Origin of the sequence: Salegentibacter chungangensis, assembly GCF_042678405.1 — a bacterium.
GTDB lineage: Bacteria > Bacteroidota > Bacteroidia > Flavobacteriales > Flavobacteriaceae > Salegentibacter_A > Salegentibacter_A chungangensis.
The window spans coordinates 202,696-225,830 of sequence record NZ_JBHTLI010000001.1; the positions used below are offsets into that span (position 1 = coordinate 202,696).

23 protein-coding genes are annotated in these 23,135 nt (G+C 43.0%); 10 read left to right on the plus strand and 13 right to left on the minus strand.

Features of this window, described 5'->3' with window-relative positions; all coding sequences use genetic code 11:
* Positions 1-45: 45 nt before the first annotated feature.
* The 3 genes from ACFQ3Q_RS00850 (at position 46) to ACFQ3Q_RS00860 (ending at position 3,090) form a co-directional block, all read left to right on the plus strand.
* Positions 46-768 (plus strand): tRNA1(Val) (adenine(37)-N6)-methyltransferase, encoded by a 723-nt coding sequence (locus tag ACFQ3Q_RS00850; RefSeq protein ID WP_380741997.1) that lies wholly within the window; start codon positions 46-48, stop codon positions 766-768.
* A 57-nt stretch (positions 769-825) separates the two neighbouring features.
* Positions 826-2,001, plus strand: a complete 1,176-nt coding sequence (locus ACFQ3Q_RS00855; protein WP_380741998.1) for an acyl-CoA dehydrogenase family protein — start codon at positions 826-828, stop codon at positions 1,999-2,001.
* Positions 2,002-2,313: 312 nt separating this feature from the next.
* Positions 2,314-3,090 carry a DUF3050 domain-containing protein gene (locus ACFQ3Q_RS00860; protein WP_380742000.1) on the plus strand — a complete coding sequence of 259 codons (777 nt, stop codon included), beginning with the start codon at positions 2,314-2,316 and terminating at the stop codon, positions 3,088-3,090.
* A 64-nt stretch (positions 3,091-3,154) separates the two neighbouring features.
* Here the strand turns inward: ACFQ3Q_RS00860 and ACFQ3Q_RS00865 are convergent, their stop codons facing one another.
* The 7 genes from ACFQ3Q_RS00865 to trmB all read right to left on the minus strand — a co-directional run bounded on the left by ACFQ3Q_RS00865 (position 3,155) and on the right by trmB (position 7,784).
* Complete coding sequence (locus ACFQ3Q_RS00865; protein ID WP_380742001.1) at positions 3,155-3,490, minus strand: 2Fe-2S iron-sulfur cluster-binding protein; 336 nt, start codon at positions 3,488-3,490, stop codon at positions 3,155-3,157.
* 51 nt (positions 3,491-3,541) lie between these two features.
* Positions 3,542-4,603 carry an NAD(P)/FAD-dependent oxidoreductase gene (locus ACFQ3Q_RS00870; RefSeq protein ID WP_380742003.1) on the minus strand — a complete coding sequence of 354 codons (1,062 nt, stop codon included), beginning with the start codon at positions 4,601-4,603 and terminating at the stop codon, positions 3,542-3,544.
* 33 nt (positions 4,604-4,636) lie between these two features.
* Entirely contained in the window at positions 4,637-4,879 is a 243-nt protein-coding gene (locus ACFQ3Q_RS00875) for a NifU family protein (protein ID WP_380742005.1), read from the minus strand.
* Entirely contained in the window at positions 4,880-6,016 is a 1,137-nt protein-coding gene (locus ACFQ3Q_RS00880) for an Mrp/NBP35 family ATP-binding protein (protein ID WP_380742007.1), read from the minus strand. It abuts the gene before it with no gap.
* Between the two features lie 136 nt (positions 6,017-6,152).
* Positions 6,153-6,488 (minus strand): MGMT family protein, encoded by a 336-nt coding sequence (locus tag ACFQ3Q_RS00885; RefSeq protein WP_380742009.1) that lies wholly within the window; start codon positions 6,486-6,488, stop codon positions 6,153-6,155.
* Positions 6,485-7,105, minus strand: coding sequence for a LysE family translocator (locus ACFQ3Q_RS00890; RefSeq protein WP_380742011.1), 621 nt, complete (start codon positions 7,103-7,105; stop codon positions 6,485-6,487). Before ACFQ3Q_RS00890 ends, ACFQ3Q_RS00885 begins: the two co-directional genes overlap by 4 nt.
* 4 nt (positions 7,106-7,109) lie before the next feature.
* Entirely contained in the window at positions 7,110-7,784 is a 675-nt protein-coding gene (trmB, locus tag ACFQ3Q_RS00895) for a tRNA (guanosine(46)-N7)-methyltransferase TrmB (protein WP_380742014.1), read from the minus strand.
* 68 nt (positions 7,785-7,852) lie between these two features.
* Between trmB and ACFQ3Q_RS00900 the strand changes: the two genes are divergently transcribed.
* Entirely contained in the window at positions 7,853-8,911 is a 1,059-nt protein-coding gene (locus ACFQ3Q_RS00900) for a glycosyltransferase (protein WP_380742015.1), read from the plus strand.
* On the opposite strand, the gene ACFQ3Q_RS00905 is transcribed toward ACFQ3Q_RS00900, so the two are convergent.
* Both ACFQ3Q_RS00905 and ACFQ3Q_RS00910 read right to left on the minus strand, forming a co-directional pair.
* Positions 8,843-9,838: a sensor histidine kinase gene (locus tag ACFQ3Q_RS00905; RefSeq protein ID WP_380745566.1), complete on the minus strand. Its 996-nt coding sequence runs from the start codon at positions 9,836-9,838 to the stop codon at positions 8,843-8,845. The two genes, ACFQ3Q_RS00900 and ACFQ3Q_RS00905, sit on opposite strands and share 69 nt — an antisense overlap.
* 89 nt (positions 9,839-9,927) lie before the next feature.
* The gene (locus ACFQ3Q_RS00910; RefSeq protein WP_380742017.1) at positions 9,928-10,611 is read right to left on the minus strand and encodes a response regulator transcription factor; all 684 of its coding nucleotides are present in this window, start codon (positions 10,609-10,611) and stop codon (positions 9,928-9,930) included.
* Positions 10,612-10,787: 176 nt separating this feature from the next.
* Here ACFQ3Q_RS00910 and ACFQ3Q_RS00915 point away from each other — a divergent pair, with 176 nt between their 5' ends.
* The 4 genes from ACFQ3Q_RS00915 (at position 10,788) to ACFQ3Q_RS00930 (ending at position 17,137) form a co-directional block, all read left to right on the plus strand.
* Positions 10,788-13,577, plus strand: a complete 2,790-nt coding sequence (locus tag ACFQ3Q_RS00915) for a TonB-dependent receptor (protein ID WP_380742019.1) — start codon at positions 10,788-10,790, stop codon at positions 13,575-13,577.
* Between the two features lie 68 nt (positions 13,578-13,645).
* On the plus strand, positions 13,646-15,595 hold the full coding sequence (locus tag ACFQ3Q_RS00920; protein WP_380742020.1) for a hypothetical protein: 1,950 nt from the start codon (positions 13,646-13,648) through the stop codon (positions 15,593-15,595).
* Positions 15,596-15,750: 155 nt separating this feature from the next.
* Complete coding sequence (locus ACFQ3Q_RS00925; RefSeq protein ID WP_380742022.1) at positions 15,751-16,089, plus strand: T9SS type A sorting domain-containing protein; 339 nt, start codon at positions 15,751-15,753, stop codon at positions 16,087-16,089.
* 70 nt (positions 16,090-16,159) lie between these two features.
* Positions 16,160-17,137 (plus strand): LuxE/PaaK family acyltransferase, encoded by a 978-nt coding sequence (locus tag ACFQ3Q_RS00930; protein ID WP_380742024.1) that lies wholly within the window; start codon positions 16,160-16,162, stop codon positions 17,135-17,137.
* A 280-nt stretch (positions 17,138-17,417) separates the two neighbouring features.
* On the opposite strand, the gene tyrS is transcribed toward ACFQ3Q_RS00930, so the two are convergent.
* Positions 17,418-18,713, minus strand: a complete 1,296-nt coding sequence (gene tyrS / locus ACFQ3Q_RS00935; protein ID WP_380742026.1) for a tyrosine--tRNA ligase — start codon at positions 18,711-18,713, stop codon at positions 17,418-17,420.
* 81 nt (positions 18,714-18,794) lie between these two features.
* Here tyrS and ACFQ3Q_RS00940 point away from each other — a divergent pair, with 81 nt between their 5' ends.
* Entirely contained in the window at positions 18,795-19,793 is a 999-nt protein-coding gene (locus tag ACFQ3Q_RS00940; protein WP_380742027.1) for an NAD-dependent epimerase/dehydratase family protein, read from the plus strand.
* 6 nt (positions 19,794-19,799) lie between these two features.
* Here ACFQ3Q_RS00940 and ACFQ3Q_RS00945 read toward each other — a convergent pair whose 3' ends face one another.
* From ACFQ3Q_RS00945 to ACFQ3Q_RS00955, 3 genes are read right to left on the minus strand one after another with little or no spacing between them, the layout of a single operon-like run.
* Entirely contained in the window at positions 19,800-20,297 is a 498-nt protein-coding gene (locus tag ACFQ3Q_RS00945; RefSeq protein ID WP_380742029.1) for a DUF4296 domain-containing protein, read from the minus strand.
* Position 20,298: 1 nt separating this feature from the next.
* Positions 20,299-21,642, minus strand: coding sequence for a dihydroorotase (locus ACFQ3Q_RS00950; protein ID WP_380742031.1), 1,344 nt, complete (start codon positions 21,640-21,642; stop codon positions 20,299-20,301).
* Positions 21,642-22,373: a polyprenol monophosphomannose synthase gene (locus ACFQ3Q_RS00955; RefSeq protein WP_380742033.1), complete on the minus strand. Its 732-nt coding sequence runs from the start codon at positions 22,371-22,373 to the stop codon at positions 21,642-21,644. Before ACFQ3Q_RS00955 ends, ACFQ3Q_RS00950 begins: the two co-directional genes overlap by 1 nt.
* Positions 22,374-22,477: 104 nt before the next feature.
* On the opposite strand from ACFQ3Q_RS00955, the gene ACFQ3Q_RS00960 reads away from it, so the two are divergent.
* Positions 22,478-23,134 carry a DUF4271 domain-containing protein gene (locus ACFQ3Q_RS00960; protein WP_380742035.1) on the plus strand — a complete coding sequence of 219 codons (657 nt, stop codon included), beginning with the start codon at positions 22,478-22,480 and terminating at the stop codon, positions 23,132-23,134.
* Position 23,135 lies beyond the last annotated feature (1 nt).

Sequence of the window (23,135 nt, forward strand, 5' to 3'; positions counted from 1 at the left end):
ATTCTAAACCGCTTCCCAAAAGAAGCGGTTTTTTTAATTTTAGGTATGTCACAAAAACCATTTCAATTCAAAGAATTCAGCGTTTCACAGGACCGATGCGCGATGAAAATAGGAACTGACGGAGTCTTACTTGGTGCCTGGGCTCCAATCAAAGATTCTGCTTTCTCCATACTGGACATTGGAGCAGGAACTGGAGTACTCGCTTTAATGATGGCCCAGCGCTCTTCAGCAGAGCTTATAGACGCCCTGGAGATCGATGAGAATGCCTACGAGCAGGCCGTGGAGAATTTCGAGGCCAGTGACTGGGGTGACCGGTTATTTTGTTATCACGCCGCCTTTGATGAGTTTGTTGAAGAAATGGAAGAGGAAGAAAAATACGACCTCATCGTTTCAAACCCTCCCTTCTACTCTGCCGAATATACTTCCGGAGATGCCGAAAGGGACCAGGCAAGGTTCGCGGAAGCACTGCCTTTCAATGAACTACTGGATGGTGTATCCAGGCTGCTTTCCCCCGAAGGAAACTTCTGTGTCATCATTCCTTTTACAGAAGAAGAGAATTTCCTTAAGCTTGCAGAACAATCCGGGCTATTTCCACAGAAGATCACCAGGGTTAAAGGCAACAAGGAAAGTAAAATCAAAAGAAGTCTTATGTCCTTGGGCTTTGAAAAAACCGGGCCGGAGACCGATGAACTCATCATTGAAATTTCCCGGCATAATTACACCGAAGAATACCGGAACCTGGTTTCCCCTTTCTATCTGAAATTATAATTTTAAAATTGTTTGCTATAAAAGTCTTGGCTACATTTGTGAATAAACCCAACTAAAATGAAACCAGACCTTTTTCAAGCTCCTGACTACTACAATATTGACGAGCTTTTAACAGACGAACATAAAATGGTTCGCGACGCCGCCCGGGAATGGGTGAAACGCGAAGTATCACCTATAATTGAAGATGCAGCCCAGGAAGCTAAATTTCCTGAATCCATTATCGGCGGACTCGCAGAAATTGGTGCTTTTGGACCATATATTCCCGAGGAATACGGCGGGGCCGGTCTCGACCAGATCTCTTACGGACTTATAATGCAGGAGATCGAAAGAGGAGACAGCGGTGTACGTTCCACCGCTTCGGTTCAGTCCTCTCTTGTGATGTATCCTATTTTTAAATATGGGACCGAAGAACAACGCAAAAAATACTTACCTAAACTCGCCACGGGTGAAATGATGGGCTGTTTCGGCCTTACCGAACCCGACTACGGATCTAATCCAGGCGGAATGGTGACTAACTTCAAGGACAAAGGAGACCATTATTTGCTTAACGGTGCGAAAATGTGGATCTCCAACGCCCCTTTTGCCGATATCGCGATCGTGTGGGCCAAGAATGAAGAAGGACGCATTCACGGGCTCATAGTTGAAAGAGGAATGGAAGGATTCACCACCCCTGAAACTCACAACAAATGGTCACTAAGAGCCAGCGCCACCGGAGAGCTCATCTTTGACAATGTAAAAGTTCCCAAAGAGAACCTTATGCCGAATAAAAGCGGCCTGGGAGCTCCTCTTGGGTGTTTGGACTCCGCACGATACGGAATTGCCTGGGGCGCCATTGGAGCCGCTATGGACTGTTATGACACTGCCCTGCGCTATGCCAAGGAAAGAGTTCAGTTTGACAAACCCATCGCTTCAAAACAGCTCCAGCAGAAGAAACTGGCAGAGATGATCACCGAGATCACCAAAGCCCAGCTTATGGCCTGGAGACTTGGAGTAATGAGAAATGAAGGCAAAGCAACTTCAGCCCAGATCTCTATGGCCAAACGTAATAATGTGGAAATGGCTATTAAAATAGCAAGGGAAGCAAGACAGATCCTTGGAGGAATGGGAATCACAGGAGAATACAGCATTATGAGACATATGATGAACCTGGAAAGCGTGATCACTTATGAAGGTACGCACGACATTCATCTGCTGATCACCGGAATGGACATTACCGGAATGCCGGCTTTCTAATTCCCGGGATTAAAATATTACAAAAGATCAAAACAGGGGCAGCGTTTACAACGTTTGCCCTTTTTATATTTTTCACAACATTCTTTCTTGAGGGGTTTCGGCTTTTTGGCCACCACCCCCTCCATTTGGAGATAGTCTTCAGACTTTTTTGAATAAAAGACTATAACGTTATATGAAGCTCTTATTCCGGTACTCATAGTTTTTAATATAGCCTAAAAACCTGAATCTTAGCGTTAAATGTCCGACAAAAATTCCTTAAGATTTGAGATTCCGAAGACTGCGTAATACTTTTGCAAAAAATGAAGAGCGCATATGATAAAAGAGATCAATAAGAGTCTGCAACCACAAATCGAGCAACTTTTAAATCATCCTTTATATAACAAGATCAATACTCCTCAACAGCTTCAGACCTTTATGGAGCATCACGTTTTCGCGGTCTGGGATTTTATGTCCCTGCTTACTGCGTTACAGGAGAGGTTAACCAAGACCACTAATCCGTGGCTTCCGGTAGGGAATCCTGAAACCCGTTATCTTATTAATGAGATCGTCCTGGCTGAAGAGACCGATGTGAATCTCTATGGAAAGCATCAGAGTCATTTTGAAATGTATCTGGACGCGATGAAGGCCAGCGGAGCGAATACTCAAAAAGCAAAGGATTTTCTTTTCCAGGTCTCTCACGGAACCGATATCTTCCTGATTATCGCCACCAGTAAGATCCCGGTAAGCGTCAAACAGTTCCTCAAATTCACTTTTGAGGTGATCTCTGAAGCTAAACCACATAAGATAGCGGCAGCCTTCACATTTGGTCGCGAAGGGCTTATCCCGGGAATGTTCACCTCGATCATAGAAAATATCCAGGAAAAATTCCCTGAAGAAGACCTGAAATTATTCAAATATTACTTTGACCGCCATATTGAACTCGACGATGATGAGCACGGGCCAATGGCTTACGAGATGGTAAAACAACTTTGCGGTGACGATGAGAAAAAATGGGAAGAAGTAAAAGAAACCGCTGTCCAATCCCTGGAAAGCCGCATTAAATTATGGGATGGGATCGAAGAGGAAGTTAGTGAAGGTGTTCTGGTATAATGCAGAATTTGAACAATGATCCAATAAAAAATCCGGTTAATTCTAACCGGATTTTTTATTGTTTTTAATTTGATTCAGGAGCCAGTTTGACCTCCAGCCCGTCCAGTTCCTCGGTGATCGGGATCTGGCAGCTTAACCGGCTGTTGTCTTCCACAAAAAATGCCTGATCCAGCATATCTTCTTCCTCATAACTCTTTTCAGGAAGCATATGCTCAAGGTTCATAACATAACACTGGCAGGAAGCACACATCGCCATTCCCCCACAAATCCCGATGGTCCCTTCAGGAGCAAGCTCAAAAGAACGAACAACTTCCATCAGGTTCATATTCATATCGGTAGGGGCATCTACCGTATGTGCTTCTCCTTCCCGGTCTATAATGGTTATTTTAATATCAGACATAAACTAGATCCTTACCTTCCCGATCTTTCTGTTCAGGAAGATTTATATTATTTAATTGATGCTTTTTACTACTTCTCTTTTAGCTTCCTTCTTGCTGCCGTCAAATCCGCTAACCCCGCTCACGGTAGTATACTTCATCACGTATTTCTTGTCAGGGAAGATTCTCTGGTAGGCGCTTTGACACATAATTGCAGCTTCGTGGAAACCACAAAGGATAAGCTTTAGTTTTCCCGGGTATGTATTCACATCGCCTATGGCGTAGATGCCAGGAATATTGGTCTCATAATCGTAAGAATTGTTCACCTTAATGGCATTCTTTTCGATCTCCAGCCCCCAGTCTGCAATCGGCCCGAGTTTGGGAGAAAGTCCGAATAGCGGGATGAAATAATCGGTTTCTTTCACCTCTTCTTCCATCGCCTTATCCTTATGCCTTATCACGACGGAATTCAGCTCATCTTCACCTTTCAGGTCTACCACCTCGGCATCGGTGATCAGCTTGATCTTCCCAAGTTTGGATAACTCTTCGACCTTTTCAACCGAATCCAGGGCACCACGGAAATCCTTCCGGCGGTGTACGAGGGAAACTTCAGAAGCGATCTCGGCAAGATAAATGGCCCAGTCCAGGGCTGAATCTCCACCTCCGGCAATTACCACTCTTTTATCCTTATAAATTTCGGGCTCGCGTATGATATAAGCCACGCCCTTATCTTCATAATCCTTGATATTGGCAATAGGGGGTTTTCTGGGCTCAAAACTACCAAGGCCTCCGGCAATAACAACCACCGGCGCGTGGTGTTTCGTGCCTTTATTAGTGGTCACTATAAAGCTCCCGTCTTCCTGTTTATCTATGGTCTGGGCTCTTTCTCCCAGGGTGAACCCGGGCTCAAAAGGCCTGATCTGTTCCATAAGATTATCTACCAGGTCTCCGGCAAGTACCTCCGGAAATCCGGGAATATCATAAATAGGTTTCTTAGGATATATTTCGGAACACTGCCCTCCCGGCTGCGGCAAGGCATCTATAAGGTGACATTTCAGTTTCAATAAACCTGCTTCAAATACTGCAAACAGCCCGGTTGGCCCCGCGCCTATGATAAGTATATCAGTTTTAATCATCCCTTTTTCAAAATTTGGTCGTAAAGCAAGGCTTTACTTTTCAATATTTACCACTTGTTCTATTTGTGGCACATATTTCTTTATGGTCATTTCCACTCCCGACTTCAGCGTCATCTGGTTCACCGTGCATCCTACACAGGCACCTTCCAGCTGAACTTTTACCAAACGGTCATCTTCAATGGAAACCAAAGAAATATTCCCGCCGTCACTTTCCAGGAAAGGACGGATCTCGGCTAAAGCCTTTTCTACATTCACTTTAACTTCTTCGCTTGTCATTTACTTCTTTTTAACCGCACTACACCCAGCCATAGTGGTGATCTTGATCGCTTCGGTTGGAGGTAAGCTTTTGTTTCTGTTTACTGTTTCCTGCACCATATTCTTGGTAAGCTCTTCGAAGGAAGCTTCCAAAGGAGTTGCAGTCTGTAATGCTGCCGGACGTCCTATATCTCCCGATTCTCTCAGGCTTTGTACCAACGGAACTTCTCCCAGGAATGGCACCTGCAGGTCGTCAGCAAGGTTTTTTGCTCCTTTTTCCCCGAAGATATAATACTTGTTCTCCGGAAGTTCTTCAGGAGTAAAATAAGCCATATTCTCTACGATCCCCAGGACAGGAACGTTAATGCTCTCCTGCTGGAACATCGCCACTCCTTTTCTGGCGTCGGCAAGGGCCACATTTTGTGGGGTACTCACCACAACGGCTCCGGTAATTGGAAGCGACTGCATAATGGAAAGGTGGATATCACCTGTTCCCGGAGGAAGATCTACCAATAGAAAATCAAGTTCACCCCAGGCCGCATCAAAAATCATCTGATTTAGTGCCTTTGCCGCCATAGGTCCTCTCCAGACTACCGCCTGGTTTGGCTTGGTAAAGAACCCTATAGAAAGGATCTTCACGCCATAATTCTCTACGGGTTTCATCTTGGACTTCCCGTCTACATTAACCGAAAGTGGTCGCTCTGCTTCCACATCGAACATAATAGGCGCAGATGGCCCGTAAATATCGGCATCAAGAATACCAACTTTAAAGCCCATCTTTGAAAGCGTCACGGCCATATTAGCAGTAACGGTAGATTTTCCTACCCCGCCTTTTCCGGAAGCCACGGCAATAATATTTGTGATTCCCGGAATGGGTTTCCCCTTAATTTCAGGTTTTTTCTTCTCTGGAGCATTTACTTTGATGTTCACCTTCACTTTGGCCTTTTCATAAACCTTTTCGTGAATGGCTTTCATCACATCAACTTCGGCTCTTTTCTTAATATGCAAGGCCGGTGTGCTCATTACCAGGTCTACTACAACCTCATCACCAAAGGTCATCACATTCTGTACGACCCCGCTTTCTACCATATTCTGACCATCTCCGGCAACCGAAATGGTTTCAAGCGCCTTTAAAATATCTTTTCTGTTTAATTTCATAGACAAATTTTAATCAATTCAGATGCTTATATAGATTGATTCTAAATGCAAATATAGGTGGAAAAGCTAAGATAGCGAAGTATTTAGCTATAATTGATTTATGACTGTATAAAGCCCGGTTATAGCTAAAAACAGGCTATAATTCGTCGGAAGGATCCCAGAATATGTCCTGGAAATTCTGAATTTGACCTTCCACCACTTTCACACCTTCTTCTTCCAGAAGCTGTTGCATGGCATTGGTGCCTCCAAAATGGCTTTTCCCGGTTAATAATCCGTTTCGGTTCACCACCCTGTGTGCAGGCACATCTTCTATATTTTTGGAAGCGTTCATCGCCCAGCCCACCATTCTTGCACTCTGAGGAGAACCCAAAACCCTGGCGATGGCTCCGTAAGAGGTCACCCTTCCGTATGGGATTTTACGAGCTACTTCATACACCCGCTCAAAGAAATTTTCATTCCCCGCTAAAGTCATAAGTTATAGATCCTGATTACAGTAATAATGATGAGTACCAGCATCAAAAAGGCCATAAAGTAATTAGAGTACTTTGCGAAACTTTCGGTCTTCTTTTCAATGTTCACAAAGAACAGTACATACAAATACAAGCTGGTAAATGTTCCGAGGGAACCGGCAAGTGCAAAGGAGATCACCCTGGACCAGTCATACTCCAAGCCCACACCAACATTCATTGCCCCGGCAATAGCCACAAAATACGGGATAGGAAAAACATTCAACACGGCCACCAGCATCCCTTTATAGATACTATTGGACTGCGGTTTCTTGGAATGTTTGGCTATCCCCCCACGCTTTGCCTTACTAAAGAAATAGACCCCTAAAAGAATAAAGATAACAAGGGCTGCCCGGAGTAAGATATTCTGAACAAAGGGATGGGTAAAGATGTATTTGGCCAGCATAACAGCCACCAAAGCCTGAAAAAGGACTACGATGGCGGCACCTACGGCCACGTAAAGCCCATTTTTCTTTCCTCGCTCCACACAGGTCTTGGCAACGGTCATATTTACCAGTCCCGGTGGCACTACCCCAAGAAGTGCTGCAAAGTATGTGATTAAAAAGAGTTTCGTTTCTTCCAAAGGCCTATTTTATCCTAAATTGAATGTAGGTAATGGGTTTTCCCTGCTCAAGATACTGTTTTTCATAGAATGTCTGAATACCTATAACCTCTTCCGGCGAATATTTATTACTGTACACATCATGATGCGCATAGATCACTTCGTGACCCTGCCCGTGCAGGAGCCCAAGCGTGTACCCGTGCATAAATTCACTGTCGGTTTTTAAATTCACCAATCCCTCAGGTTTCAGGATATGCTTATAGCGTTGCAAAAATTCGGAATTCGTCAACCTGTGTTTGGTCCTTTTGTACTTGATCTGCGGATCGGGGAAAGTGATCCAGATCTCATCGACTTCATTTTCATCAAAGATAAGGTCAATAAGCTCGATCTGTGTTCTTATAAAGGCAACATTATCAAGACCTTCTTCCAAGGCTGTTTTGGCTCCCCGCCAGAACCTGGCTCCCTTAATGTCGATGCCAATAAAGTTCTTATCGGGGTTTTTCCGGGCAAGGCTCACACTATACTCACCTTTTCCGCACCCCAACTCCAAAACTATAGGTTTGTCATTCTTAAAAAAATCTTTACTCCAGTTGCCTTTCAATTTAAATTGTCCTTCCGTAAGCTCCTCACGAGAGGGCTGAATGACATTTGAAAAGCTCTCGTTCTCTCTAAATCGTTTCAGTTTATTTTTACTTCCCACCTGATTATTTAATATTTTGGTAAAATTAAATAAAATCGCGCACAGGCGGGTAATAATATAATTGATATATGCAGAAGAAACGGGTTTTGGTTGCCGCCCTTAATTGGGGACTTGGCCACGCAACCAGGTGCATCCCGATCATAGAGAAACTTCAGGAACAAAACTTTGAGCCTGTTCTTGCTTCAGACGGGGCTGCATTGGCCTTACTTCGCAAAGAACACCCTCACCTAAAAAGTTTTGAGTTGCCTTCCTATAACATTGAATATGCTTCTTCCGGCTCTCTTTTAAAGTGGAAATTACTGCTTAACACACCTTCGATCTTGAATGCCATAAAACTGGAAAAGCTGGAAACCGAAAAACTGGTGAAAACCCACAATATCAACGGGGTCATTTCAGATAACAGATTCGGGGTAAGATCTGAACTGGTGAAATCTGTATTCATAACCCACCAGTTAAATGTATTAAGCGGAAACACCACTTACCTGAGCAGTAAATTGCACCAGAACTATATAAGAAAATTTGACGAATGCTGGATTCCTGATATGCCCGGTGCAATGAATCTTAGCGGGATCCTGGGGCACCTGAAAAAGCAAAAACCTCATATAAAATATATAGGCCCGCTTAGCAGGTTCGAAAAAAAGGAACTCCGGCTGAAATATCAAATGATGGTCTTGCTGTCGGGACCGGAACCTCAGCGAACGATTCTCGAAAAGATACTTCTGAGAGAGCTGGGAGGTTTCCAGGGAAAATTACTGTTCGTTCGGGGCGTTATGGAAGGAGAAGAAATCGCTAGCGAAAATCCCAATCTTAAGATCAGAAATCATATGTACGGTAAAGAGCTGGAAGAGGCCGTAAACAGCAGTGAACTCGTCTTATGCCGGTCAGGCTATTCCAGCATTATGGACCTGTCGAAACTTGAAAAAAAGGCTTTTTTCATTCCAACACCCGGGCAATTCGAACAGGAATATCTCGCAGAAAGGCTAAAGACACTGGGGATAGCTCCTTTCTGCAGGCAGGAAGACTTCAGCCTGAAAAAGTTGGAAGAATTAAAGAATTATTCAGGCTTCGGCAGCCTCGGGTTTAGTGTTGACTTCAGCAGGCTTTTGGCTCTTTTCCAGGGTGAATGAAAATTCGCTTCCCACTCCAAAAACACTTTCCACATAAATCTTCTCACCGTGAGCCTCAATAATGTGCTTTACGATAGAAAGTCCAAGTCCTGAACCTCCTTCTTTACGGGAACCGCTTTTATCGACACGGTAGAATCGCTCAAAAAGCCTGGGAATATTTTCCTTTTCGATCCCCTCCCCGTTATCGGTCACCCTAACAATCACCTTATTCTTAATAAGGTTTTCGACACTTATTTCTGTAGTGCCGCCTTTTTTACCATATTTAATGGAATTCACGATAAGATTGGTAATTACCTGCTGAATCCTTTCCATATCGGCCTTCACCCAAATTGGCTCTTCATATTGCACATCGAAAGTGAGAGTGATATTCTTCTTCGCGGCTTTCATTTCCAGCAGCTCAAAAGAATTTTGAATAAGCTCCACGATATCGAAATCTTCTTCATGCAAATGGAGATCCCCGGTCTCCAGTTTCGTGATCATATCCAGGTCCCTGACAATATAAATAAGCCGCTCCACTCCTTTGCTCGCACGGTTCAGATACTTCTTGCGCACCGATTTATCTTTTATAGCTCCGTCAAGCAGGGTAAGAATATAGCCCTGAACCGTAAAAAGCGGTGTTTTGAGTTCGTGAGACACATTGCCAAGGAACTCCTTTCGGTAGGCTTCCCGTACTTTGAGAGTCTCGATCTCAAGTTTTTTGTTTTCGGCAAACTTTTCAACCTCCCGGGTAAGCGTCGCCATATCTGTGGTAACCTGGCTTGGGCTTAAAGTAGTTGAATCCAGAATGGTCACATTATCATAAATCTTCTGGATACGCTTATAAATAAAATGTTCTACTCTATACTGAATAATAAAAAAAGAGAAAACATAGCAGATTACCGACAAGATAATTAGTGGAAGTATTTTAACTCCGGAAGTAAGGAACATAAAACCACCCACCAACAGGCAAACGAAAAGCGTTATATATAGCGATGTCTTGATCGCAAACTTATATGATTTCTTAAAATTTTTTGGCATTAAACCACGAACTTGTATCCTACTCCTTTTACTGTTTTAAAGCTTTCATCACCTATTTTTTCCCGAAGTTTCCTGATGTGGACATCTATGGTACGTCCTCCTACCACAACTTCATTACCCCAGATCCTGTCAAGAATATCTTCCCTCTTAAAGACCTTACCGGGCTTTGAAGCCAATAAAGACAGCAATTCGAATTCCTTTCGCGGAAGAGTCATTTCATTACCATCCTTAACAACCTTATACTCATCTCTGTTAATAGTAAGGTTTCCAATTTTCACAATATTTGAAGGCCCCTGGTCATCCCGAAACCTTCTCAAAAGAGCCTTAACCTTACTTACCAGGACCTTAGGCTTAATAGGTTTGGTGATATAATCATCGGCACCGGCATCATAACCCGCCATTTGTGAATAATCTTCCCCTCTTGCAGTAAGGAAGGTGATAATGCTTTCCTCCATTCCCGGGATCTTCCTTATTTGTTCACAGGCTTCAATCCCATCCATCTCAGGCATCATTACATCCAGAATGATTAATTGTGGTTTTTTCTTTTTGGCCAGTTTCACGGCATCGGCTCCGTTCTCGGCTGTTACTACCTGGTAACCTTCGGCTGAAAGGTTATACCCCACAATTTCCAAAATATCCGGCTCGTCATCAACAAGCAGAATACAGATATCTTTTTTTTTCATTTTCTAATTAACTGAGTTGGTTATTCTACTGTAAAAGTAAAGATTAATTTGAACTTATTATTTCCTCCTGCCATTCGTAACCTTTAGATAACACTATAATCATAAAGCATTAATTAGTGATTAACACAGGCTTTACATAGCTGCGCTTAATTTGCCCACAAGAACTAAGCACAGAAATGAGACATTTATTCACATTAATTGCAGTCGTTATTTTTTCAACTGCATTACACGCGCAAGACCAAGCAAAAGGAACCATTGCCGGAAAACTTACCGACAAGGAAATGAACGGAGAGCCGCTCCCTTTTGCCAACGTAATTATTAAAGGTACCTCAAAAGGAACAACTTCAGATTATGACGGACTTTATAAGCTTGAAAGCCTTGAGCCCGGTACTTATACCATAGAGTTCAGTTTCGTTGGGTATGAGACCCGCGAAATCTCGGACATTGAAGTTGTTGCCGGAAAAGTAACCGAAATCAATGCTGAACTGGGCTCCAGTGCTGCCGCTTTGGACGAGGTAGTAATTAAGACCGTCTCAAGACAGGATTCTGAGGTTGCTCTATTAATTGAACAAAAAGGAGCTGTTGAAATTAAAGAAAGTATCGGGGCACAACAACTGGCCAAGATCGGGGTATCTGATGTCGCTACGGCTACGACTAAGATCTCGGGGGTTACCAGCAGCGAAGGCTCCGGAGATGTTTTCGTAAGAGGCCTTGGAGACCGTTACCTGTACACTACAATGAATGGTCTGCCAATACCATCAGACGATGTGGAACGCAAGAATATCGACCTTGAATTATTTCCAACACGGGTAATCAACGATGTGAGTATTAGCAAAACATACGCTGCCCAGACTTCGGCCGACCAGGCATCCGGAAACATCAATATTACCTCAAGAGAGCTAACAGGAACAGATGAACTTGCTGTTGGTATCAAGACTGGCGTGAATACCAATGCGGTTTCCGGAGGGGTTTTCAACAACTTTAAAGTTTCAGCCAATAACAATGATGCAAGCCTTGGTTTTTATAATAAAGACTTCTCTACAAGAGACGCTTTAACCGACCAAACCTGGAACACCCAAACTGCTGACTTACCGGTAAATACAAGTTACTCCATTACGGCAGGTAAAAAGATAGGTGAAAAACTTAAGATCTTCGGGACTGCATCTCAGTCTACTTCTTTTGAGCACCGCCAGGGAGTTTTCCGCGAATTCAGAGCAAACTTCATCAATGATTCCATTACAGATGCCGAAGTATTCAAGAAAAGCATCAATACTACAGGGCTGGCGACTATCGCATACGAACTTAACGACAGCAGTTCAGTAAAGCTCACCTCTTTATTCATCAATAAACTTACCGACGAGGTTTTTGAAGGTGGCAGAAACGGAGAAGGAAGTATCTTTGAAGAGACAGACCCAAGCGAAGGACTTTCTCAATTTGTGAGAGACCAGAACATCAAGCAAACCCGTCTTTGGGTAAACCAGCTTTCAGGTAACCATTTTATAGGGAAAAAAAATGAAATTGACTGGGCGGTTGGAATAAACCGTGTAGATGCCGATGAGCCTAACCGTATACGAAACGAGGTCAACTTTAACGAAAATGAAGTGGAACTGGGTAGAACAGGAGGTTTCCAGCAAAGAAAATCCGTTCAGCTTATCAACGACCTTGAATTCAACGGACTTGTTCAGGGTAAATTCACCGTTACCGACGAAGAAGACAAAAAACTTGATTTTACGGTTGGTGCCAATTACAGAAACAAGGAGCGTGATTTCGCCTCCCAGTTCTTTGGCCTCGAAGAAGGAAACACGAACAGCATCAACCCTGCTTCTATAGACGATCTGTCTGCAGTATTTACCAGAGAGAATATCAACAATGGCAACCTTCTTGTTAACCGTCTGGACCCTGACTATTATGCAGCAGACCTTACTTCTGCGGCAGGTTTCGCGAAAATGAACTACGGGATCAACAAATTCAACTTTAATATCGGATTAAGATACCAGATGGACGAAATGGATGTTCTCTATGATGTAGGTAACATCCCGGGCAGGATTGGTTCTTCTGCAATGTCCTACGAGAACCTTTACCCGAGTCTCAACATTAAATATAAACTTAACGAAAGAAACAACCTTCGTTTAGCTTCAAGTAAGACCATTACTTTACCTGAATTCAAGGAAATCGCTCCTTTTGAATATGTATCTCCAACCGGGCAGGTAACCCGAGGTAATCCGGATCTTGAAGCCTCTACAAACTATAACCTGGACCTGAAATGGGAGTTCTTCCCATCCAGCAAGGAACTGGTTTCCTTAACAGGTTTCTATAAGAAAATTGAAGACCCTATCAATAAGGTTCAGGACAGGGGTGCCGCGGGAATCTTCTCTTACTTCAACTCCGGAGACAAAGCTGAAATCTACGGTATTGAGCTTGAAACCAAGATGAACCTGATCTCAGCTGAAGATGAAAAAGGAATCGACCTTGACCTTAACCTGAATGCTTCAAGAATGTGGCATACCCAGGACCTTAAGGAGATAAGAGATGATGAGGGAAGACTTATAAGAACCTTCCGCTACAAAGGCCTTAAAGAATCAGGTCTTCAGGGAGCGTCTGACTGGATCTTCAACGGATCTCTAAATATGAGTACAAATACTGAAAATCCGCTTTCAGCCAGTATTACCGCCAACTATGCATCAGACAAGATCTATGCTTTGGGAGCTCCGGAGATCCAGACTCAAGGAGACACTTTCTACAATGACGCTATTGTGGAGCAAGGTTTTGTAACCCTGGATATGTTATTGAGCAAAGAATTTGGAGATCACTGGAAGTTAAGGCTTTCAGGAAAAAACCTGCTTAACCCACAGGTTAAAAGAACACAAAAGATAAAACCAAGTACTACCGGTGTGGAAACTACACGCACCATCAGGTCATACTCCACCGGAGCCGTAATAAGCCTTGGTGTTGACTATAGTTTTTAATCAATAATTATATAACCACGTAACCAACATTAATTGTGAAAACCAGCATTAATTTAAATCGAGAAAAAATGAGAAATTCTTTAAGAAATCTTTCTATGCTATTTGCAGCAGTTTCAGGCCTGTTCCTGGCGAGCTGCAGCACCAATGACGACCTGATAGAAACCGGAGGAGGCGAAGAGCCAAATCCCGTAAACTCCGAACTTTCAGGTGAACTAAATGAAGATATGACGCTTGATGCCTCTACTTCTTATTCACTTACCGGAACCCTTGAGGTAACCGCCGGCAATACGCTTACAATTCCCGCAGGAACCAAAATCACTGCCAATAAAGGAACAGATGTTTATATAGTGGTGCACCAGGATGCCGATATTGAGATCCAGGGAACTGCCTCTAACCCGGTAATTATGGCCTCTGCAAACGGAGATCCCGGAGACTGGGGCGGCCTTGTAATTGCCGGTAATGCCGAGACCACTGCCGGTGCAGGTGCTGTTGCTGAAGTAGGCGGAATCGTTTACGGAGGTAATGACAATGCCGACAGCTCAGGGTCTATCGACTACCTTGTAATTGAAGGTGCGGGAGCACAGATAAATGCAGATTCTCAGTACAACGGGCTTAGCCTTTATGCGGTAGGTTCAGGCACACAGATCTCTAATGTAGCAATGGTCAACGGATCTGATGACGGGGTAGAATTCTTTGGAGGAACCGTTTCGGTAAGCAAAATATACCTTGAGAACAACGAAGATGATGCCATCGACTGGACCGAAGGATGGAATGGAACTGTAACAGATGCTTATATTCTTCACACCATCGAAGGTTTTTCTACCGTTGTTGAAGCTGACGGGGCCAACGGAAACCCTAAAATTGTTAACCTTACCGCTGTATCTTCTACGGGGGGTACCGCACTTCAGTTCAAAAAAGAATCCGGAGCAACTATCACAGGACTTTCTCTTACCGGATATGACACTTCTGTAGATATGAGAGATGAAGGGCCGCTGGCCAACGTGATTATTGAAGGGGAAGCTGCAAATCCTGAAATGACATATACTACTGCGGCTACGGTATCAGAAAGTGATTTCGACTGGATCAATAACCGTTCAGTTGTTGCTGAAACTGTTCTTCAGGGTGTAATCAATACCGAAGTTAGCCTTAACCCGGACGTAACTTACGAACTAAACTCTTCTTACATCGTTGAAGAAGGAGGAAAGCTTATTATCCCTGCGGGGACCAGGATCGTTGCCCGTGACGGGGGAACCGACGTTTACATTGCTGTTCTGCAAGGCGGAATGATAGACATTCAGGGAACTGAAGAAAATCCTGTGGTAATTTCCTCAGTGAATGCCAATCCCGGAGACTGGGGCGGACTTACACTTTGCGGAAAAGCAACAACCACTGCCGGAGCAGGTGCCACTGCCGAAGTTGGAGGATTTATTTACGGTGGCAATGATGATACTGACAGTTCGGGTAGTATCAAAAACCTGGTAATTTCAGGTACAGGAGCTCAGATTAATGCCGACTCTCAATACAATGGAATTTCGTTCTATGCTGTAGGTTCAGAAACTATAGTAGAGAATGTTGCAGTGATCAACGGTGCCGATGACGGAGTTGAATTCTTTGGCGGAACTGCAGTGGTAACTAACCTGTACCTTGAGAACAATGAAGATGATGCCGTAGACTGGACTGAAGGATGGAACGGCTCAGCCACCAATGTTTACGTGAAACACGACATCGAAGACTTCTCTACTGCTGTTGAAGCCGATGGTGTGAACGGAAATCCAACTCTTTCCAACTTTACCGCGATCTCTTCCACGGGAGGAACCGCACTTCAGTTCAAGAAAGAGTCGGGTGCTACTTTCACAAACCTTTACCTTGAAGGTTACGATACTTACATCGACATGAGAGATAATGGGCCACTTTCAAATGTTAAAATTGATGGAGCAGAGGCTTCTCTGGGTGCCGACTTCAATCTTGGAGATCAGGTAGATATCTCCGGGTGGACTTGGATTTCTGCAGGACTGTAATTTTTAAATTTTGGATTAGTCAATTCATATACAAGAGATTAGGGCTGCCACTGGCAGCCTTTTTCTTTAACAAAAGATTTAACCTAATATCCAATTGCGGCTGTTCATTTATTTAAATTTTATTTGTAAGTTTGTATAAACCTCGATCAGAAAGGATGAAACAAATCTACCTTTATAGTTTTATTTTAGCGTGTTTCCTATTGTTTGCCAGTCCGGCGAACGCTCAGGACAATATGCGTATGCCAGATAGAACAGAAGTTCAGATCGAAGGCCTTTCTATTTACCCTAACCCAGTAACCGGTGGGAAAGTATATATCAGCACCGCCAGGAACCTTGAAAAAGATATTGAAATCTATAATGTTTTAGGAAAACCTATTTACAAGGCGCGGTTGCGTGGTAAGGAACTTGATGTTTCTTCATTGGATGCGGGAATCTATATCCTTAAGATACAGGAAGAGAGCAGCAAGTCTACCAGGAAACTGGTTGTACGATAAATATTACTCTTTATAAAAATATATTCAGGCTTCTTTTCTAAAGAAGCTTTTTTTATTCTGAATCTTTACTATGCTGGAAAACCGGATTTTCAATATTTCTTCAGACGAGGAATTCGTTCAAACCAGTCTTGATGTCTTCAAATTTCAATATGATAACAATAAGGTCTACCAAAGATTTTGTGATCTGCTTGGCAGAGACCCTCTAAATGTAAGCAGCTTAAAAGAGATCCCCTTTCTGCCCATAGAGTTCTTCAAATCTCAAAGAATCCTGAGCAGCCAAAAGGAGGCTGTCATCACCTTTACCAGCAGCGGGACTACCGGCAGCAATACCAGCAAGCATTATGTGACAGATCTGGGTATCTACGAAGAAAGCTTTATTCGCGGTTTTGAAAAATTTTACGGAAAGCCTGAAGATCTTGTAATCCTGGCACTACTTCCCTCCTACCTCGAAAGGGAAGGCTCCTCCCTCATCTATATGGTCAACTCTCTCATAGAGCAGAGCGAACAACCCGAAAGCGGTTTCTATTTGCACAATCTTGAGGAACTCAGCGAAAGACTGAAGGAGCTTGACCGCCAGGGAAAACCGATCCTTCTGATAGGTGTTTCCTTTGCTCTGATGGATCTTGTTGAAGCCTACAGTTTCAATTTAAAAAACACTATTGTTATGGAAACCGGCGGAATGAAAGGTCGAAGGAAAGAGATGATCCGGAAGGAATTACATAAAATACTCGCTGAAGGGTTCGGGGTTAAAAATATTCACAGCGAATATGGGATGACCGAGCTGCTCTCCCAGGCCTATTCCAAAGGCAACGGAATTTTTGAGTGCCCTCCCTGGATGAAATTACTTATCAGGGATCCGGAAGATGCACTGACATATCTCCCAAGGAATAAAACCGGTGGTCTTAACATCATAGACCTCGCCAACCTCAATTCCTGCTCTTTTATAGCTACACAGGACCTTGGGAAAGAAATATCCTACAATAATTATGAAATCCTCGGAAGGTTTGATAACAGTGACATTCGGGGCTGCAACCTTATGGTTTTATAATCAGCAAACTACAACAAAACCTAAGGATCTGTTAAAGACTGTTGCCGAAATGTTATTTCCTTGTTAAACCTGTAATGATTCGATCTTTTATCGACTACTTATATGCAAGCTTCTAATAGTATAGTTTCTATTGATGCCTTGCAGGCTAAGTGAAATTTTTTTCATATTAGATTGGTTAGTTAGTTGCAATCCCTCTGGACGCCCTGTCCAGAGGGATTTGTATTATAGGCCAACCCAAACAATCTGATCATAAAAAAAGCCCCGATTCGGGGCTTTTGCTTTAGATCGCTCTGATAATATAAGTATTCTTCTTTCCTTTATTAATAATGACATATTTATCATTAATAAGGTCTGAAAGTCCTATGGCATAATCCTCCTTTACCTTCTCTTTGTTTACAGAAACCGAATTTTCTTTTAATGCCCTTCTGGCTTCTCCATTCGAATTTAAAAAACCGGTTTTAGCCGAAAGCGCTCCAATCATATCAAGCCCTGCTTCTATCTCAGACTTTTCAATTTCCGCCTGAGGCACCCCTTCAAAAACATCAAGGAAGGTCTTTTCATCAAGACTCTTCAGGTCATCGGCCGTACTTTTTCCGAACAATACCTCAGAAGCCTTTACGGCTTTTTCATATTCTTCTTCATTATGAACAGTAATGGTCACCTCTTTTGCAAGGCGCTTCTGAAGCAAACGCATATGAGGCGCTTCCTTATGCTCGGCTATAAGAGCCTCAATAGTTTCCCTGTCGAGAAAGGTAAAGATCTTGATATAACGCTCAGCATCCTCATCACTGGTGTTTAACCAGTACTGGTAAAATTTATATGGAGAGGTTCTTTTTGAATCAAGCCAGATATTCCCCCCTTCACTCTTTCCGAATTTACTACCATCACTTTTAGTGATAAGCGGACAGGTAAGCGCATATCCTTTCCCGTCCCCAATTCTTCTGATAAGTTCGGTCCCGGTGGTGATATTTCCCCACTGGTCACTTCCTCCCATCTGAAGGGTACAACTATGGTTCCTGTACAAATGCAAAAAGTCATATCCCTGAACGAGCTGGTAAGTGAATTCGGTAAAAGACATCCCGTCGCTACTTTCTCCGGTAAGTCTGTTTTTAACCGAATCTTTAGCCATCATATAGTTAACGGTAATATGCTTCCCTACATCACGAATAAATTCAAGAAAGCCAATGTTCTTCATCCAGTCGTAATTATTCACCATCACCGCTTCATTCTCTGCTCCCGAATTAAAATCGAGAAACTGAGACAATTGTTCTCTCACACATTCCTGGTTGTGCCTTAATGTAGGCTCGTCCAACAAGTTCCTTTCACTGGACTTCCCGGAAGGGTCTCCTATCATCCCGGTTGCTCCCCCTACCAGGGCAAATGGTTTATGGCCACATTGCTGATAGTGCGCGAGCAACATAATAGGCACAAGATTTCCTATATGAAGCGAATCGGCAGTAGGATCAAAACCCACATAAGCCGCCCGCATAGCTTCGTTTAAATGTTCTTCGGTTCCCGGCATCACATCGTGTAACATTCCGCGCCAGGTTAGTTCTTCAACAAAATTTTTGCTCATATCTCGGTTTTTGCTCTAAAAAGAGCCGTAAAGATACCATAAACTCTTATTTTTCCTAAGTGCTTTAGCTATATTTACGCTATGATTTTAGTAACCGGAGGAACAGGATTGGTTGGTTCACATTTGCTTTATAATCTGGTAAAGTCAGGTGAAAAGCCGCGTGCCATTCATCGCAAAAACAGCGACCTGCAAAAAGTAAAGCAGGTCTTTTCTTATTATACCGATAAGGCCGAAGAATTTTTCAAAGCAATTGAATGGACCGAAGCCGATATCAACGATATTCCCGCCCTAACCGAAGCCTTCGAAGGAATTTCCAGAGTCTATCATTGCGCTGCCCTGGTCTCATTTAATGTTAATGACGAAAAGAAGCTTCGAAAGGTCAACATAAAAGGCACAGCCAATGTAGTGAACCTGTGCATTGCAAATTCCATTGAAAAACTTTGCTATGTTAGCAGCATAGCCAGCCTTGGTCGCCCTTTAAACGGCGAAATGGTAAATGAGGACAGTCCCTGGAATCCGGAAGAAAACCACAGCGATTATGCCATCTCAAAATACGGAGCCGAAATAGAAGTCTGGCGCGGCTCCCAGGAAGGACTTAAGGTCGTGATTGTAAACCCGGGAGTTATCATAGGACCAGGATTTTGGGATTCGGGCAGCGGACTGCTCTTCAAAAAGGTCGATAATGGCCTGAATTTTCATTTCCCGAAAGTAACCGGTTTTGTTAGTGTTTGGGATACAGTTGAAGCTATGAGGCACCTAATGAAGGCCGGTGTGAAGAACAAAAGGTATATCGTAGTTTCCGAGAATATTGCCTTCAAAGAAGTGCTATGCAAAACCGCCGAAGCCCTGGACAAACCCAAACCGAAGAAAGCTTTGAAAAAATGGATGATCTATATGGGATGGCTGGCCCAGAAAACCGGGTCGGTATTTGGTTTTAAACAGGTAATCACCAGAGACAGTGCAAAAACACTGTTTGAAGAGACCCGTTTTGACAATGGTAAAATTCAGGAGAAAACGGGCCTGAGGTTTACACCAATACACAAAGTCATTGAAAAGACCGCTGAGTATTACAAATCGTAGCTGCTGTTACTGAATATCTTCTACTGACGGCGGGGCCACCAGACTGTCCTTATACATAGCTCCTGTACGGCTTCTTTGGATATCGGGCGGAACCTGATCCAGGCTATCCCGTTTCCTGTCGTCAGCTGGAATGGTATCTTTCATTTTTTCTTCAGCGGTCCTAAGAGAATCCAGCTTGCTTTTCTTCAACTGCAGACTGTCCTTTACCCTGGAATAAATATCCTCGTATGTCGAGTAGTTATCTGAATAATAATTGTTGCTCCGCTCAAACTGAAGACTATCGACCCCGTGTTTATCAAAAACATATTGGTCCGGATCGATGCCGAACTCTTCAAATTGCTGCTTATTATAGTTCCGGGCAGAATTAATTATGGAAAGATCAATTAGCACCTCGACCATTTTATCTTCAGGAAGGAGATCCTTCGGTTTTTCCACCTTTTCCACATTCTGGCAGGAAGCAAAAAGAAGTACTGTGGTAACTATATTTAAGGCCTTTCTTTTCATCTTAACGATCAAAGCTCAGTCTTTCGGCTACATTGGCAAAAGGCTGATGCTTAAAGTTTCTGTATACCAGGTTTCCATTAACAAAAGTATGTGTCACCCTGGATTTAAAGGTTGTCCCTTCGAACGGAGACCAGCCGCACTTGTAAGCAATATTATCCGGCTGAACGGCCCAGGGCGCATTCAGATCTACAAGAACCAGATCGGCCTTATAACCTTCCCTGATGTATCCGCGATCTTTGATATCGAATAAGATTGCAGGGTTATGACACATCTTCTCTACGATCTTTTCCAAAGAGATCTTGCCCTGATGATGGAACTGCAGCATTGCAGGTAAGGCGTGCTGAACCAAAGGTCCGCCGCTTGGGGCCTTGGTATATACATTTTTCTTCTCCTGCTTGGTATGTGGTGCGTGGTCTGTAGCGATCACATCTATATAATCGTCTATAACTCCTTGAAGCAACGCCTTTTGGTCTGCCTCGGTCTTAACAGCCGGGTTCCACTTGATAAACGTACCCTTTTTAGCATAATCTGAATCGTTGAACCACAAGTGGTGGATACAAACCTCAGCGGTGATCTTTTTATCTTTTAAAGGCTTTTTATTAGTGAAAAGCGATAATTCTTTGGCCGTAGACAGGTGAAAAACGTGCAGTCTTGCCCCTGTTTTCTTAGCCAGAGCCACAGCCCTGGAAGAAGATTTATAACAGGCCTCTTCACTTCTTATTTTAGGGTGACACTCGATAGGAATATCATCTCCATATTTTGCAACATACTCTTCGGTATTTTTGCGAATGGTATCCTCATCTTCACAATGCGCACAGATCATTAACGGAGACTTTGAAAATATGTTTTCAAGTACCTTCTCATCATCTACCAGCATATTTCCCGTAGACGATCCGAGGAAGAGTTTAAGAGCCGCGGTGGTCTTAGGGTCTACCTTCAGAATCTCTTCAAGGTTATCGTTAGTCCCCCCAAACATAAATGAATAATTGGCATAGGAAGATTTTTCAGCTATCCTGAACTTCTCCTCCAACCTTTCTATTGTAGTGGTTTGAGGGATTGTATTCGGCATTTCTATAAAGGAAGTGATCCCTCCTGCTACAGCCGCTCGGGACCCCATTTCAATGGTTTCCTTATGGGTAAGCCCCGGTTCCCGAAAATGCACCTGGTCATCGATAAGCCCGGGTAAAAGGTGTGTTCCCTCGGCATCAAAGATATTCACATTAGGAGATTTAGCGCTGATGCTCTCAGCGATCTCCACAATTATTCCGTCTTCAATAAAAACATCAGCTTCCCTGATTTTGCCTTCATTAACAATCTTCGCGTTCTTTATTAAAACCTTCTTCATTACAATTTGATCCTATTAAAAAGACTTTTAATTTTCATTTTTATTACCCCAAAAACGGCTTCAGAAATTATGGAGCCGCTCATTTTAGAAGTTCCCCTGGTCCTGTCTGTAAAGATCACAGGAACCTCCTTTATTTTGAATTTCAGGAGATAGGCCTTGAATTTCATTTCAATTTGAAAAGCATAACCCACAAACTGAATATTGTCCAGATCTATACTCTCCAGGACCTCCCGCTTATAGCATACAAAACCGGCAGTGGTATCGTGAATTTCCATCCCGGTTATAAACCTTACATATTTTGATGCCAGCCAGGACATTAACACCCTGTTCATTGGCCAGTTTATAACGTTTACCCCGGTGATGTATCTCGACCCGATGGCAACATCTGCATCCTCTCTTTTACAAGCATTATAGAGTCTAACCAGATCGTTAGGGTTATGAGAGAAATCGGCATCCATTTCAAAAATGAAATCGTAATCCCGCTCAAGCGCCCACTTAAAACCGTGAATATAGGCCGTCCCCAGGCCTAATTTTCCGGTGCGTTCTTCCAGGAACAACTTATCGTGAAATTCCGCCTGCAGCGTTCTCACCCGGGCTGCCGTCCCGTCGGGAGAATTATCATCGACCACCAAAATATGAAAACTGCGCTGCAAAGAAAAAATATTCCTGACAAGTCGCTCTATATTCTCAATTTCATTAAAAGTGGGTACAATAATTATCCCCTTTGTCATCCTGTGAAATTTTGCACAAATGTAGGCATTTTAAATAATCGTTTCTTTGCTTACAGACTAAGTTTTAGCAGCAAATAATTTTACCTTTGTAAAAAAATTTTTACTTGCAAGCGATAGAACGACATGTGGAAACCCTGGACTGGATAACCATAATATTTATGGTCTCTCTGGCATTACTGGCAACTGTAAGGAGCCTATACCCACAACGTTTCGAGGAATTTGCCTCATTGCTGAACTCGAACAAATTTATGGTGTTTAAAGGAAAGGAGAACAAAGCTTTTCATCCTTTTAACATTTTGATGTTCATAGTTAATGTTCTGGCAGTCTCGACTTTCCTTTATTTGCTGTATACATTCTTTATAGAAGCTAAGCCTCCCAAGCCTCTTGTGGTGTTCATAAGGATCCTTACCGCTTATATGGGCTTTGTATTGGTGAAGTTTGGGATAGACAAGATTATTTCGAACATCTTTGAATTTGATGCCCAAATGGACTATTATCTATTTCAGAAATTAAGTCACCGTAATTTTATTTCAATCGGCATCCTGGTGGCAGCAGCCTTACTTATTTATAGCCTTGAACCCACCCGGATCTTAATTTACGGCCTGATTATTACAATTTTACTAGCCAACCTGATCAGTCTTTTTGTCATTTATAAACAAAATCAAAATACAATTGTAAGCAACTGGTTTTATTTTATTTTGTACCTTTGCGCACTCGAAATTGCCCCTTATATTATTTTGTACAAGCTTTTTACAATTTAAA